This is a genomic window from Rhizobium sp. 05N49 (genome assembly GCF_056396805.1).
The window spans coordinates 95,790-109,866 of record NZ_JBFTME010000012.1; the positions used below are offsets into that span (position 1 = coordinate 95,790).

General features: G+C 59.1%; 9 protein-coding genes and 1 pseudogene. 1 reads left to right on the forward strand and 9 read right to left on the reverse strand.

What is annotated here, in order from left to right; all coding sequences use genetic code 11:
- Positions 1 to 97 precede the first annotated feature (97 nt).
- From AC1DF8_RS23055 to AC1DF8_RS23085, 7 genes and pseudogenes are all read right to left on the reverse strand, one after another.
- Positions 98 to 547 carry a DUF982 domain-containing protein gene (locus AC1DF8_RS23055; RefSeq protein ID WP_478155181.1) on the reverse strand — a complete coding sequence of 150 codons (450 nt, stop codon included), beginning with the start codon at positions 545 to 547 and terminating at the stop codon, positions 98 to 100.
- 108 nt (positions 548 to 655) lie between these two features.
- Positions 656 to 895: a hypothetical protein gene (locus tag AC1DF8_RS23060; RefSeq protein ID WP_112545496.1), complete on the reverse strand. Its 240-nt coding sequence runs from the start codon at positions 893 to 895 to the stop codon at positions 656 to 658.
- Positions 896 to 1,324: 429 nt separating this feature from the next.
- Positions 1,325 to 1,939, reverse strand: a pseudogene (locus AC1DF8_RS23065) (ThiF family adenylyltransferase); the annotation flags it as partial.
- Complete coding sequence (locus AC1DF8_RS23070; protein ID WP_478155182.1) at positions 1,939 to 3,384, reverse strand: aKG-HExxH-type peptide beta-hydroxylase; 1,446 nt, start codon at positions 3,382 to 3,384, stop codon at positions 1,939 to 1,941. The pseudogene AC1DF8_RS23065 and the gene AC1DF8_RS23070, both read right to left, overlap by 1 nt.
- Before the next feature lie 239 nt (positions 3,385 to 3,623).
- Positions 3,624 to 5,318 (reverse strand): S8 family serine peptidase, encoded by a 1,695-nt coding sequence (locus AC1DF8_RS23075; RefSeq protein WP_112970363.1) that lies wholly within the window; start codon positions 5,316 to 5,318, stop codon positions 3,624 to 3,626.
- Between the two features lie 30 nt (positions 5,319 to 5,348).
- Entirely contained in the window at positions 5,349 to 6,377 is a 1,029-nt protein-coding gene (locus AC1DF8_RS23080) for a phosphatase PAP2 family protein (protein ID WP_478155185.1), read from the reverse strand.
- A 41-nt stretch (positions 6,378 to 6,418) separates the two neighbouring features.
- Positions 6,419 to 8,374 (reverse strand): SARP family transcriptional regulator, encoded by a 1,956-nt coding sequence (locus tag AC1DF8_RS23085; protein WP_478155187.1) that lies wholly within the window; start codon positions 8,372 to 8,374, stop codon positions 6,419 to 6,421.
- A gap of 781 nt (positions 8,375 to 9,155) precedes the next feature.
- On the opposite strand from AC1DF8_RS23085, the gene AC1DF8_RS23090 reads away from it, so the two are divergent.
- The gene (locus AC1DF8_RS23090; protein ID WP_478155188.1) at positions 9,156 to 10,178 is read left to right on the forward strand and encodes a methyltransferase; all 1,023 of its coding nucleotides are present in this window, start codon (positions 9,156 to 9,158) and stop codon (positions 10,176 to 10,178) included.
- Positions 10,179 to 10,343: 165 nt separating this feature from the next.
- Here the strand turns inward: AC1DF8_RS23090 and AC1DF8_RS23095 are convergent, their stop codons facing one another.
- Both AC1DF8_RS23095 and AC1DF8_RS23100 read right to left on the reverse strand, forming a co-directional pair.
- Entirely contained in the window at positions 10,344 to 11,357 is a 1,014-nt protein-coding gene (locus AC1DF8_RS23095; RefSeq protein ID WP_478155189.1) for an aldo/keto reductase, read from the reverse strand.
- A gap of 429 nt (positions 11,358 to 11,786) precedes the next feature.
- Positions 11,787 to 14,027: a CDC48 family AAA ATPase gene (locus AC1DF8_RS23100; protein WP_478155190.1), complete on the reverse strand. Its 2,241-nt coding sequence runs from the start codon at positions 14,025 to 14,027 to the stop codon at positions 11,787 to 11,789.
- Positions 14,028 to 14,077: the final 50 nt, after the last annotated feature.

Here is a 14,077-nt window from a genome sequence, read left to right on the forward strand (position 1 = left end):
TATCGCTGACGGTTATCTGGACACGCCAGCCTCTGATTGGGTTGATCGGCCTTACGCAGGTCGAGGTTGGTTCGCCTTCAGCGCAAACGGCGTGCCCTCACTTGAAGCACCCCGAGGCCTTCTCGACATCCGCGCTTGATGCCTTTCTGGATCGCCCCGACCATTTTCGTTGCCGCCTCCGGCGCGCTGATGGCGATAGGCGAAGCGGTTCAATGGCAGCGGGATTGGGATAGGCGTTTGCGCTACAGGCCTCGCTGCCAGGATAGATCCTGAAGATACCCAGGTGTGGATCGGTCGTAACCGCTGTAATACCCGCTTCATGTGCGGCGCGAATGATCGCCTCATGCACGGCATCGGGTTCGGCATGTCCGGTCAGCACCTTCAGACAAATTCTCACCGCCGCAAAGAATTCCTCACCATCGTCGATGGGCCAATCCTTCAGCAACAATTGTGCAGCCTCGTGTGCGGTACGGATCACTTTACGATCTTCGCCTTGTGCAGACACAAGAACTATCGTCGGAAACCTTCTTGATATATCGCATCTCATTGCCCTGAACTCCGTTGGAAAGCCAACGCCAGCGCCGGCCCCTGCTTTGGGACCGGGATTGACGACACAGGCTCGTCAACCAACTTCGGCGGCGTTTCGGCAAACATGTCACATATGATCCCCTCGATTGGGCGGCGCAGGCGTCCTGACGGCCTGTTCCTTCCCATCTGTGTCGAAAGAGTTGGCCAGATTGGTTTTCAGCCGGCGAGCCACCGTCTCGAGGAGGCGCCTGAATTCTTCTGACGTCACGCCATCGGCGCGCATCACGGCAGCGATCAGTGGATCACGAAGAACTTCTGATATTGTCAGCTCCTCGTCCTTTCCGGCAGTCTCGCTGGCGTAGCCTATGACTGAGTGCTGCGCGAGCGACGCTGGTTGCGAACCTGTCGCAGCCGGAAGAGTGGCTTTCGAGCGTTCGGCATAATCCATATCAGTGTCTCTCGTGGTGGAAGAAGGACTTGCGGATGCGAGGCGCCTGGGAAGCGAACGGAGCGCGCACTGCGAGCCTTTGAAGTCCAGTATCCAACTGCGTCCACGCGGCGGGGCGTGTTTCGGAAGACATTCCTGAACAATCGCCGAGACGACAAGGCGAGCGATGGATGTGTTGCTGGCCGCTGCCCGCAGGGCAAAAAAGCGATGCCCGGTCGCGACACGGGCGTCGCAATCGCAGACCGGACCTGCATCCGCTGGCGGAGCGATCGAGGGGCCTGGTTTGCAACGGGTGTCGGGGCAGTCGACATGCAAATGGGGTGGCAGCCCGGCTGTTGATGCGAGGGCGGCCGTCAGGACTTCTTCGGCCTGGCGCGGATCGTCGCCCGCGAGAACGATGAAAGGATTCTGCGCGTAGTCCGCGATCAACCGGAGTGCCGCCGTCCCTTGCGCAAATTCCGGCAGCGCGAATACGTTGGCCGAAAAGCGTGCAGCCAGATAGCTCGACAACTTTTCCGTCTTCAGCCAGCCGAGATCATCCCGGCGCGCCCACGGGAGATGGCCTAGGGTGATCTCATCGATACGATCGGCATCCATGAGAAGGAAACGACGCGCGCCAAGGGTCGCAAGCTCGATAGCAATCTGCGAGCCCAGGCCGCCGCATCCGACGATGACGAAGTCGATGTCGCAAATCTGCTGGAGGCAGCGAGGCGCCGGGAGGAAACCAATATGATCGTCTGTGGCCAGGACATGTTCATCCTGCGCCTTCACGTCGGAAGGGTTCGGCGAAACGGCAAATGCAGGCTTGATGACATTGGGGCCCTGTTGCTCGGCAGCATCAGCACTAATGCCGGGAAACAGAGCCCCTCTGCCGCCCCGCCCAACACTGTGGGCGAAGAGGTTGGGGAAATCGATGCGCGCCGTGGCAACCGCTTGCAGCTGTTTGGACCGATGATGGGCCATCACATCACCTCCATCTCGCTTTTCGCAGTTGCGTGGATCGTCTCGGCGCGAGGACTGCAATTCTTGCCCATCGCATGGTCTGCCGCTTTGGGAACCACATGGAATTTGCCGTCGTACCAGAGGAAGACATTGTCGCCGCTGTCGTCGATCTGTCGCCGGCCCATTCGAGGGTCAATCGGCTCCTTGCCGCGCAAGAGCATCTGTCCGATGTCCCAGGCTTGGCGATCGAGAATTTGCTGGCGCTCTGCAAAATGGGCTTGGCGGTGCGCTATGGGCTCTTCTGCAAGCAGTCTGTTGACGAGAAACTGGATGCGGCCGCTCCACGAAGGTATGGCGGCGATGTCTGGGAGGTCGAGGAGGACATCGCCGCCGAGACGCTCTATTCCATTTCGAGCGATATCGATGAGCGGGACTTGCCGCGCGGCATAGGCTATTATGGATGCAGCCTTTCGGGCGCGGCGCTCAGGATCCGCTTCGGCGGAAAGACATGCCATGCGGAAGGCGCACTCCCAGGGAATGGTGTAGGCCGTATGCAGGATGCTTTCGAGCGTCTGTAGGTCGTTCTTGTACGGGGAAACATACTCGAATTCGTCAGGCAGGCATGCTGCCGCCGAGGCCGTATACAGCCCTAGCAGGACATGCCCGGCCTCGTGAAGCAATTGGGCTGCGGTCTCGGCATGATCACCGTCCCACAAACGTTCTCTGGAAATGGCGATGATGACGCTACCGGGCAATTCGGTCGAGCTCGATACCGAACAGGCCGGTTCGCGCCGCACGCCAACGTAAAGCGTATGCAGGCTGTCGATCAGACGCTGATGCCCGTACATGTCCAATTTCGCGATCAGCGCGAAGACCCTCTCCATATGGCCGGCGATTTGGTCCAGCTCCTCCTCGCCGGTGACGATGCGATCGAGACCTGGATCGTCCTGCATGCATTGGTGGAGGAGGGATTGCATCACGCGGCTTCGTGCCGGACTTTCCAAGGGGACAAGGCCGATGCCACAGGAGAGCCGGCGCGCCGGCTGACGTTCGAGTTCAAGATCCGATGCGATCATATCCGTCTGCAGATAGTCGCTGACGACCCGGGCATCGGGGCCGTCGGCCTGCCATTCCACACTTCGTGTGAGCCCACCCATCCAGGCTGCGAGCACGGATGAACGATAGGGGTCGGCATTGACCGGTCCGGCAACGGCTGCTGGAAGCTCCAGCAAGCGAGTGTATCCGCCATCCGCCAGGCCGGGGAAATAGGCTGACAGCGCCTCTGTACCGGTCGAGCAGCCGGCGAGCTTCGACGCTGCCGCGAGCGCGCGACCATATCGGAAGCGTCGCTTCGAAAGATTGCGCGTTGCGATGCGTCGCAAGGAGACGGTGCTTGCCATCAGGGGATTGGCCTTGAGCACATGGCGCGCCTCATCTGCCACTTGTTGAATGCGGGACGCGGACATTGACAGCCTCCTTGGGTTTATCTTCAGCCAGACCAAGATTTCATCTTGGGCGAAAATGCTCCGTGTCGGGCCGGCTTTGTCCCATCGGAGCGGTGAGTGTCGTTTTCTGTGACGCACTATTGCTCAAGGGCGTCATCCGCCCGCCAGTTCGGCGTTAAAAATCCGTAAAAAGCGCGTAAACAAAGAAAAAGCCCCCGTGATAAAGGGGGCTTGGATTTTTGAAGGTCACATACCGGGATTCAGATAGCGAGGGCTGACTGTACCGCGGTCCGCGCATTCGGCAGACCCGACCCGAAGAAAAAGGCCATATCGATGGCGTCTTCACCTTCGGCGTTCATGCAATCTGCCGTTAGTTTTCTTGTCCCGGGCGCGACAACGGCATCCAGGCGGGATGCTGCTTTCAGAATGGACTTCACACGGGGGCCCGAGAGGCGGTCAGCAGCGTTGTGGCGGCTCTTGTAAGCCCGCTGTATCAGCGCGCAGAGCCCGCCCACTTGTGCCGACGCGCCGGAAGTGCCGCCGAAGCTCGTGTAGTATCCACCCCCGATGCCCGGGTTGGTTCCGAAGGGCACGATGGCCGACCATGGATCCGAGCCTTGATCATAGCCAAAAATTCCCGACAGGTCCGTCGTCAGCAGCGAGAAGTGTGAATAGTAGTATTCCCGGCTCCGAGGGGTGTTGTAGTCGTGCTGTGCGGCAAACGGAGAAAGCCGGTCGAGGCGCAACTGATGCCGGTTGAAGACCTCACCGTCGTTGGAGGGGCAGACCACCGTCAATCCTTCGCCATAATTGCTGTAGCCCGAACGGAAACCTTCCACAGTAACGGCCCCCACGGCGATGATGCCGTTATTGTCGGCGGCGAGATTTGCCGGGTAGATCAGCTGACTTTCCGCACTGTTTCCTGCGGCACAGACGATAGGGATCTGGCGACTGATAGCGAGGATGAGCTGTTTGAGGATGTGCCAAGGGCGGTCGGGATTGGAGCCTTTCTGCGATGCCTTTGGCTCCAGTTCGGGCGCACCCAGGTCGGCGAAGGCAATGCGCGTGAAGAGATTGGCGGCATCCTGGTTCTTCCAGAGTTCCAGGTCGGCCTTCAACTCGTTCTTTGGATCGACCACACCGCGTATCGGGTCCGGCAGGCCACGCGGTAGGACGATCACGTCCGCCTTCTGATGATAGGCATAGAGAAAGGCAGCAATGAACTGCCTGACATCGTCTTCGAAGGACGTTCTGATCGAGATGAGCCTCGAGAAAGGGTCAACCCCGAAATAAGGGATGACATTACGGTTGCCGCTCGTGCGCAACTCCTCGCCATCGCCGTAAAAAGCTCCTTCCGGCGGAAGAGCGGGCGTACCTTCTTCCGAAACAACGGCGGGTTCGCCGACGATCAGCCCCGCACAGCAGGTACCATGAGATGCAAAAAGCGATTCCGGATTGTAGAGCCGCCGCAAAACGCCCTCCGATGCGGCATATTCGGCAACGAGATCACTGAGATAATCACCATCGTCGTTTGAAAGGCCGATATTTCCGAGCGGAGCGATGTTGAGTCCGGCAAAGAAGGCATGCTTTTCTTCTCGGTCAAATGAGCTGGTCGTATCGAGAATTTCGAGAATGCGTGCGCCGTAGCGATGCGTCGTCAAGTCGATTGACGCCTCCCGGTCGAGCCGTGTCGCAAGATTGGGATGATCTGCAGATACACCCACATCGATCAAAGCAACGCGAGCGGGTCGCAACGGGCCGGCAGAGGCGATATCATCCCAGACCGTGCCGGTGATGATGGGATCGGGCAGCGCGCGTGCCGCGCTCTCATCGGGCATGGGTGGAACAAGCGGAGGCGATCCATATTCGGCGTCGACCACGCCAAGCGCGGTCAAGTGCCAGAGATAATAGTAGTTTATCGGCGTGAGCTCGGGCATTTGCGATTGATCCGTCATGGTTTTACCCCTGTTGAGCAGCTGGCGAATTCAGACCCATTCGTGGTGCACGGCCTGGAACAAAGGACCGAAGGCATCGTGGAGGTAGGGAGCGAAGCGGCGGGCGAGATCGCGACCGGCCTGCGTGTCACTCGGATAATGGAGACCAGCCCATTCGCGGTTCTCTGCGACGTTCTGGGCAATGCGGGCAAGCTCGTCGGTGGCCGGATGTTCCGGTAGGATCGTCGAGAACGCGAAAGCGATCGAAAAGCACTGGAAGGCGTGGTTGCTGGGATAGGATTCATGCACCGGCACGGCCAGCAATGGCCGCAGCATGGGCTCGAACTGATTTGGCCGCTGCCGGTTGAACTTGCTCTTGTAAATCAGCCCGACATATTCGCAGGCCGTCAGGATCGCCTGGAAAAGTCCTTCCGTCTGCTCGTAACCGCCAAGATCCTCGATGTACAATGCTCGCGTGAATTCCGAGACCGAGATCGTCGACTCGAGCTGGATGTCGGGCAGTCGCCGCACACGTTCACGGTCGCGTCGCTGCATCGAGAGCAGCACCGTCGTTTCGAGACGGGTATAATCCGGGCCGGGCGGCGGCAATATATCCAGCATCTCCCACGTAAAACGTCGCGCTGCGGTATAGGCGTTGCGTGACGGTTGCTGGTGCAGCCGCCGCAATTCGAAGGCGGGGATAAGCTGCGACACGCCGAGGCTGGCGCCATCCATCGTCGACTTGTTCTTGTTCTTATTTTTATTTTTATTCTTGTTTTTGTTCAGCGACGCCTTGTTGAGCACGGACTTGTTCGCCACGCTCTTGTTGAGGACCGAGGCGGCGGCCATCGTCGCCATCATGGGACCTGCATCGGGCGATTCCTCCTGGCCCGTGTTGAGCGTAAGTGCAGTTTCGGAGGTTGCTGTCGGGGCAATCGGCGGTACACCAGCGACAGGAGCCGTCCCTTCGTCCTCCCTCGGTTCACATGGAAGAACCGCATCCGGCTCAATCTTGAATTTGTAGTGATTGAGGAATAAGACAATTTTTGATTGTGGCTCTGGGGTTATTTCCGCTTCCATTGCAGCCTCCTTGTGCAAAGTTCAGAAAAATTATCCGGGGTTCAGCGCAGCTTGGCGCCGGCCTTCACCAAACCGTCGATCAAGATCTGGCCGCCGCCTGTATTAAGGAGCGGATAGCCGCTAGCTCGGAAGGCGTTGATGGAGAAGCCGTCCTCGACTGCCGCAAGTCGCTGCAGATAGTGGCGTGCGCCGCCGAGATCATCGAGGTGCGCATGACTTGAGGCGAGGTAGCGTAGCAGGCTGTTGAACTTCGGCCGTGCCCGCAAGGCCTCTTCGCCGGCGGCTATGGCTGCTGCGTGATCACCGGCAAGTGCTGCTGCTATGCACTTCGTCGTGTCAAAGTAGTATTTGTGTGGACTGTAGACGCCGAGTTCTTGCACCCAACGCGCCATAGCCATGGCTTTGTCCGGCTGGCCTGCATAGCAGTGGAGCATCGCGTAGAGATCCCAACTGAGCGGCAGGGCCGGGTTCAGACGGATCGATTTTTCGAACAGGTTGGCTGCGTAATCATACTCGCCGAAAAGGAACGAGTGGACATGGCCGACAAGCGCGAGCGATACGGAATTGTGCGGATCGATTTCCAACGCCTTGCGCGCGTAGGACTGGGCTTCCTCGATCAGATGCGCATCAAGCGCGTTGAACCGTTGGCCGACCTGGAAAGTTCGGATGAAGGACAACCACGCAAAGGTCGATGACCGTGGTTCATGCTGGATCTGTTCTTCGAGGCGTTGCTCGGCGTTAGCGAGGTCGTCACGTGACAGGCGAAAGATCGCATTGACGGCGTCGATCAGGAGGCCATCCTGCGACAGTCGATTGTCGTTTGACTGGGTCTCCTGGAAATAGGCCAGTTGATCGACGGCCTGGCTGATCAGTGCAGCGGCGATGCCGAACTCGCCCCGCTCGAATTGCGTGCGGCTCATTGCCTGACTGCCGAGCCAATGAATGCGGTTGTTGATCAGGTGCTTCATCACCAGTTCGACGAGCACCATGCTACCGTCAAATGTTAACCGAAGCTGAAGGGACATCGGAAGGCTGATCTGCCCCTCGCTCTCCTCAACATCCGGCAAAGTAAAAGAGAGGTCGGTGACGCCAATGGCGAGCCCATCGGTGACGGCTTTTGCAATGAGATTCTGGAACCGCGTGGCAGCAATTTGTCCGCCATCTCCGGCACCTATCACGATGGGGGACTGAAGAGCCATGACCCATCGCCAGCCGCCGTCGCCTCGCCGGCGATATGTCTCGCTGCCGCCAGTCTCCACGGCTTTGCCTTGTCTTGGCGCATCCCGGGATGCTGTAAGGGGCAGCAGCGTGGAATGTCTGGCGATATCACGGTTCGGTTCTTGACGGGGCTCGAATACATCATGGACCTGGCCTTCATCGAGGCGGCGATACCAGTTCTGCCGTTCAAGCGTAAGCCAGTCCTCGAATTCCGGATCGCGGATGTCGATGCCTTCGAGCAATTCGTCAGTGATTTGATCAGCCGATCGCTCCGTCCGAACCAACACGTCAGTGTCAAGGACAAGCCGGTCCATATCCAGCCAAACGGTATTCTTGTCGGCTACCAGGAGATTACGAGCCGGTCCCAGAGTCTTGTGGATGTCCAGTAGGGCCTGACGCAGACTCGCTGCGGCCTGGTCGTCAGAACGATCACTCCACAGTTTGTCCCTGAGCCAGATCCTCGAGCGCGAACCACGGGCCGACAACGCAAGCATTGCCAAAAGGGCCTGGGCTTTCTTGGATTTCGGAGTAACCGACCGTCCTGCGGCGTCCACCAGGGCAAATGGCCCGAGCAGGAACATCCGAAACGGATTTTGCTCCTTGTTCATGCGATCCACCGGCCCCGCCCCCGTTGGCTCCGGTACGCTCGTGTGGCAGCCCGAAGATCTAGCATCCGGAGTCCACTCTGTCACAACTGAAGCGTCTGGCAAGCAACCGACAAGAGAAATCGGCATTTCGAAAGGTATACGGGTGATCTGGCGATGATTGAACTGAAGCATAACTGGCTGAAATCCCTCCGCGTAACTTCGCAGACCGGCCGTAGCACCCTGGCGTCAAAGCAGCGTCAAAGGAATGTTGTACGCCTTCGGTCAGCTTCCGGGCGCTGCCGAAGTTTCCGATCCGCTTCTTTGTCGTTTGTCCGCTTTTCGGATGAGACATGCAGATGATGCTGCAGCGGCATTCTGAATGGTGACGTGTCATCAGTCCGGTAGCCTCTTCGCGTTACTGTTTGATTGGAGTGGCGTTTTAGCTATTGCGCGAAAGTGTTAGTAGCGATGCCTTTCAAAAATCCATCTCGTTCGCTGTAACAGAGCGATCTCGGCCTGCGTGCTTGCGGCGCGGCATTTAGATCTCGGGAGGGGCGGGGAGAGGGCGCCGAAAAAAAATACGGTTGGGTCGCCTGGCCTTTCGTCCAAGGAAGGGTTCTCCACGGCCACAAGCTGCGCGTACCGGATCAACGAGTCCGTGTTGTACGCGGCCGCGCAACGCGGGCCTCGGAGACGGCCTGCCGCCGTTGCCTGGGGAATTGTCGTCGTTAACGAGAGGAAAGCTGGCGGCACCGATCGAGGTTGCCGAACTCCATAGCGGGGCCGGGGAGAACCTATCTCATGTCTCTAGCGAGTTCTTTGAGGCGTGGCAGCCGACCCGACGCTCGGCGAGTTGTGCCGGGCAGTCACCCGATAGGGTTAGCGCAATACGTATTGTAGAAGGCGCGAATATACGCATAATTTCTGCGGCTGGCATCACGAGACAAGATCACTCGAGGCTCGGGGGGATTCCATGGAAACAAATGTTGCGGACGCCCATGCTGGCGCAGTATCGCCCGAGCTCGTGGTTGAGGCACTGTTTGCCTGCCGAAAGACGGCGGCGATCAGGGCGGCCATCGAGCTCGATCTCTTTACTCATATCGGCGAGGGCAAGACGGCGGCGCTGCTGGCATCGGCAATAGACGCGTCGGAGCGCGGGGTGCGCATCCTCTGCGATTATCTTGTGGTTCATGGCTTCCTGACAAAGGAGAACGGACAGTACCGAATGACGCCCTCGACCAGGATGTTCCTCGATCGCAATTCGCCTGCCTATATGGGCTCTGCGGTCGAGTTCGCCGCCGCGCCGGAAGTACTGGATAATTTTCTGCGCGATCCGGCCGCCGTCGTGCGAAACGGCGGTTCGGCAGGGCTTGCGAATATGTCGGCAGACAACCCCGTCTGGGTGAAGTTTGCCCGCGGCATGGGCTCCTTTACCGGGCTTAGCGCCAAAGTACTGGCTGGTGAAATCTCCGGCTGGCCGAGGTCTCCCAAAAAGGTGTTGGACATCGCCGCAGGTCCAGGCGTTTTCGGCATCGAAATTGCGAAGGCCATTCCGTCGGCGGAGATCGTCGCCGTCGACTGGGCTGCCGTATTGGAACTGTCGCGGCAGAATGCGCAACAGGCTGGCGTGGCTGAACGATACCGGACGATCGCCGGCAGTGCCTTCGATGTAGAGTGGGGTACGGATTACGATCTCGTGCTGCTTCCGAATTTTCTGCACCACTTCGATTTGCCGACCTGCGCCCAACTGCTGCGAAGGATCATTGCGAGCCTTGCAGAACAAGGCCGAATCGTCGCGGTCGATTTCGTGCCGAACGAAGACGGCGTGTCGCCGCCTTTTCCCGCGGCCTTCTCCTGGGAGATGCTCGCCGGCACGCCGGCGGGCCAGGCCTATACGCAACGTGAGCTGATTGAGATGGCAAGACTGGCCGGCCTTACCGGCGTCAAGGTCAGGCCGCTACCACCGACTCCGGCAAGCCTCATTCTCTTTGAATAGCGGTCCACGGTCGTCTGCTTGGCCGGCCAACACACTTTAACGGGGTGAGTTCATGCTGAACCCACCCGGCTCCACATCAAAATCGCATAATCAACATTATGGAACCAAACGGCCTAAGCCGTGCCTTCGGATGCACAGGCCAGCACCAGTCTTTATCGCCTACCCTCACTCCAGAAAGGGAAACGGTGCTTCGGGGTGAACGAGACCGGCGTGACGGATCTCACGCCAGAAGTCGTGCGGGATGACTTCTTCGAGCGCGGCGCGGTCCTCGGCGATGCGGTCGGGCTTGCTTGCGCCGGGAATGACGGCGGCGACTGCGGGGTTTGCGAGTGCGAATTGAAGGCCGGCTGCCTTCATGCTTACGGCGTGGCGATCGGCGATAGCCTTGATGCGCGCGACTTTGTCGAGGATCGCAGGTGTTGCGGGGGCGTATTCGAAATTCGGCCCACCTACGAGCGCGCCGGAACTGTAGGGACCGCCGACGACAATGCCGAGACCCCTTTCGGAGACTTGGGGCATGACGCGCTGAAGCGCGCGCTCGTGGTCGAGCAGCGTGTAGCGGCCGGCAAGCAGGAAGCCATCCGGGCGCGGACCGTCCAGCGCCAGCAGCAATTCGATGGGTTCGACACGGTTAACGCCGAGGCCCCAGGCCTTTATAACACCTTCGTCGCGCAGCCGATCGAGTGCCTTGAAGGCTCCTTTACGCGCGCTTTCGAAAACGCCGAGCCATTCGTCGCCGTAGAAATCCTGGGCGACGTCATGAACGAAGGCGAGTTCGATGCGGTCAGTGTTCAGTCGCTTCAGGCTGTCCTCGATCGAGCGCAGGGTGGCGTCTTCCGAGTAGTCGTTGATGATCTTGTTGGGGCGGCCGTATTTGAAGACCTCGCCTTTTTCGCCGAGATCCCGGGCGCTGACATCCTCGATCTCGTCGAGAATGATGCGACCGACCTTGGTACTGATCACATATTGGTCGCGAGGCTTGTTCGCCAGCGCTTCGCCCATGCGGATCTCGGCAAGGCCGGCGCCGTAAAAGGGGGCATTGTCGTAGTAGCGTATACCGTCGCTCCAGGCGGCTTCCACGGTGGCGATTGCTTCCTGTTCGGGAATATCGCGGAACATATTGCCGAGAGGGGCTGCGCCGAAGCCAAGCCGGCTCGGCAGAATATCCTTGAGAGTCATTGGCTTATCCTTTGGTTGTCTGCAAAAGCGCCATGCACGAAAACGTTGCTCTTTGTCGGCTGTGTGGGAACTCGAACGACACCGGGACGGCTGCATCGACCAGCAGCATCGAGGGATATTTGATCTCCATTCCCTTGCACTCTACCGAGCTCTGGACGATCGGCAATGCTATCCTGATTGGTGATGTCGCTTGCCCCGCCCGCCCCTGCTCTTCATGCTCCAGCTGTCGGGAGTTAGTCCCCGGTCCCCGCTAGCGGTTGCAAGAGTTCCTGCTCTTGATGAGAACCGGACGGCGAGCAATGCAGGCACTGCTAAATGCCTGGGTGGAAGGGCGCCTCCCCGTATCGCTGGAATAGCAGGTGCGGCCGCAATTAATCGCGCCGCCATTGCCAAGGCTGAGCGCGATTATGATGGTCTTTTTGCTTTGCGTTACTTCGCAAGGCGCAAAGGGGTGAAACCGATCTGCATCTTCTGCGGGTTCTCCTGCCTCAGGGTCCGCAGCATGTCCTCGTATTCCCTCTCGACTTCGGGCGTTACGGACGGGCGCACCTCTTGGAGAGCCATGGCAAAGTCTTCCTTCGAGACCGTCGACGCGTCGATCGATTGCCTGAGTGCGATAAGCCCGGCTCGGCGGGTCAGGTCTTCCAGGTCCGCGCCGGTAAACCGCTCCGTTTTCTCAGCGAGGTCATCCAAACTGACATCATCGGCCAGTGGCATTTTCCGCGTATGGATACCCAGGATCTTACGACGCCCAGTCAAGTCCGGCACCGGAACATAGACAAGCTCATCAAAACGCCCCGGCCGCAGGAGTGCGGGGTCAAGCAGGTTAGGCCGGTTCGTCGCCCCCATCACGACCACGCCTTGCATGTCCTCCAAACCGTCCATTTCAGCCAACAGCGTGTTGACAACTCTTTCGGTGACGGCCGGCTCGCCAAGTCCGCCGCCTCTGGCCGGTGCCAGGGAATCAATCTCATCGATGAAGATGACAGTCGGCGCGACTTGACGGGCACGCTCAAAAAGCCGCGAGACTTGCTGTTCGGATTCACCGTACCATTTGGACAGGAGGTCAGAGGACTTCGTGGCGACAAAATTCGCCTCGGCTTCACGAGCGACTGCCTTTGCGAGCAGCGTTTTGCCGGTTCCAGGAGGCCCGAAAAGCAGGAAGCCTTTAGCTGGCCGAATTCCCATCCGCTTGAATGACTGTGGCGACCGCAGGGGTAATTCCACTCCTTCTTTAAGTTTCAGTTGCGCATCGTCGAGCCCCCCGACATCGTCCCAGCGCACATTTGGCGCCTGAATCATGATTTCGCGCAGTGCAGACGGCTGGATCCGCTTCATCGCTGAATTGAAGTCATCCTGGGAGACTGTGAGTTTTTCCAGAACTTCTGCGGGGATACCCTCCTTGAGATTGATGTCCGGCAGGACGCGACGAAGTGCATCCATGGCGGCCTCACGCACGAGTGCTCCCAAGTCGGCACCAACAAAGCCATAGGTCGTTCGCGCTATTTCGTCCAAATCGGCGCCTTCAGCCAGAGGCATGCCGCGCGTATGGATCGCTAGAACCTCCCGCCGGCCGTTCTGATCAGGCACGCCAATCACGATTTCGCGGTCGAAACGCCCCGGACGCCGGAGGGCCTCGTCGATTGCATCGCGCCGGTTGGTGGCACCGATAACGACGATGTTCTGTCTCGGCTCGAGGCCGTCCATGAGAGTGAGCAACTGAGCGACGATCCGGCGCTCAACCTCCCCCGTTACCTGCTCCCTCTTTGGCGCAATCGAATCGATCTCGTCAATGAATATAATGGAAGGTGCGTTTTGCGAGGCTTCCTGGAAAACCTGCCGCAGACGCTCTTCAGATTCACCGTATTTACTGCCCATAATCTCTGGGCCAGCGATATGGTAGAAGTTCGCTTCCGTCTCGTTTGCCACTGCGCGGGCCAGAAGTGTTTTGCCCGTCCCGGGAGGCCCGTACAGAAGAACTCCCTTCGGCGGATCGATGCCCAGGCGCTGAAATAGTTCGGGATGACGAAGTGGAAGCTCGACCATCTCGCGAACCTGCTCGACCGAAGATCCAAGGCCACCGATATCGTCGTAGGTCACGTCGGCTCGTCGAGCTTCTCTGGGTTCTTCGAACTGTGGACGAAGCTCGATAGCCGTGTCTTCCGTAACCTGCACGATGCCGCGCGGCTGTGTGGATACGACGACCAGCCTGATTTCTTGAAGGCCATAGGCCTGAAGCAACTGAGGATCGCGGCTGCGCTGTTGCACCGACGTCGAAATCACATCACCCGCCACCATGGGGCGATACATGAAAGTCCGCAGGAGCGCGTCGCCCGAGCCTTGAAGCACCACGTTTTTCTGAGCCGGCGCAAGGACGATCCGGGTTGCTGGACGCGCGTCCGCTTTGCGAATTTCGATATGATCGCCGCTCGTGGCCCCGGCATTCACGCGCTGGAGACCATCTAGCCGGATGATATTCAGTCCCTCGTCTTCCGGATAGGGCCGGACTGCGAGTGCGGCGGTATGGCGCTTACCAATCAGTTCGATCAGATCGCCCTCCGAAAGCCCGAGCTTGTTCATCGCTGCGGTTGGCAGCCGCGCTATGCTTGCTCCAGCATCCTGCGGACGCATGTTGGCGACCTGGAGCGTTAGATCATCGGAACCGGACATGAGGCCTCCCCAAAAGAGCGTGAAACAATCAAGACAAACCTAGCGTCCTG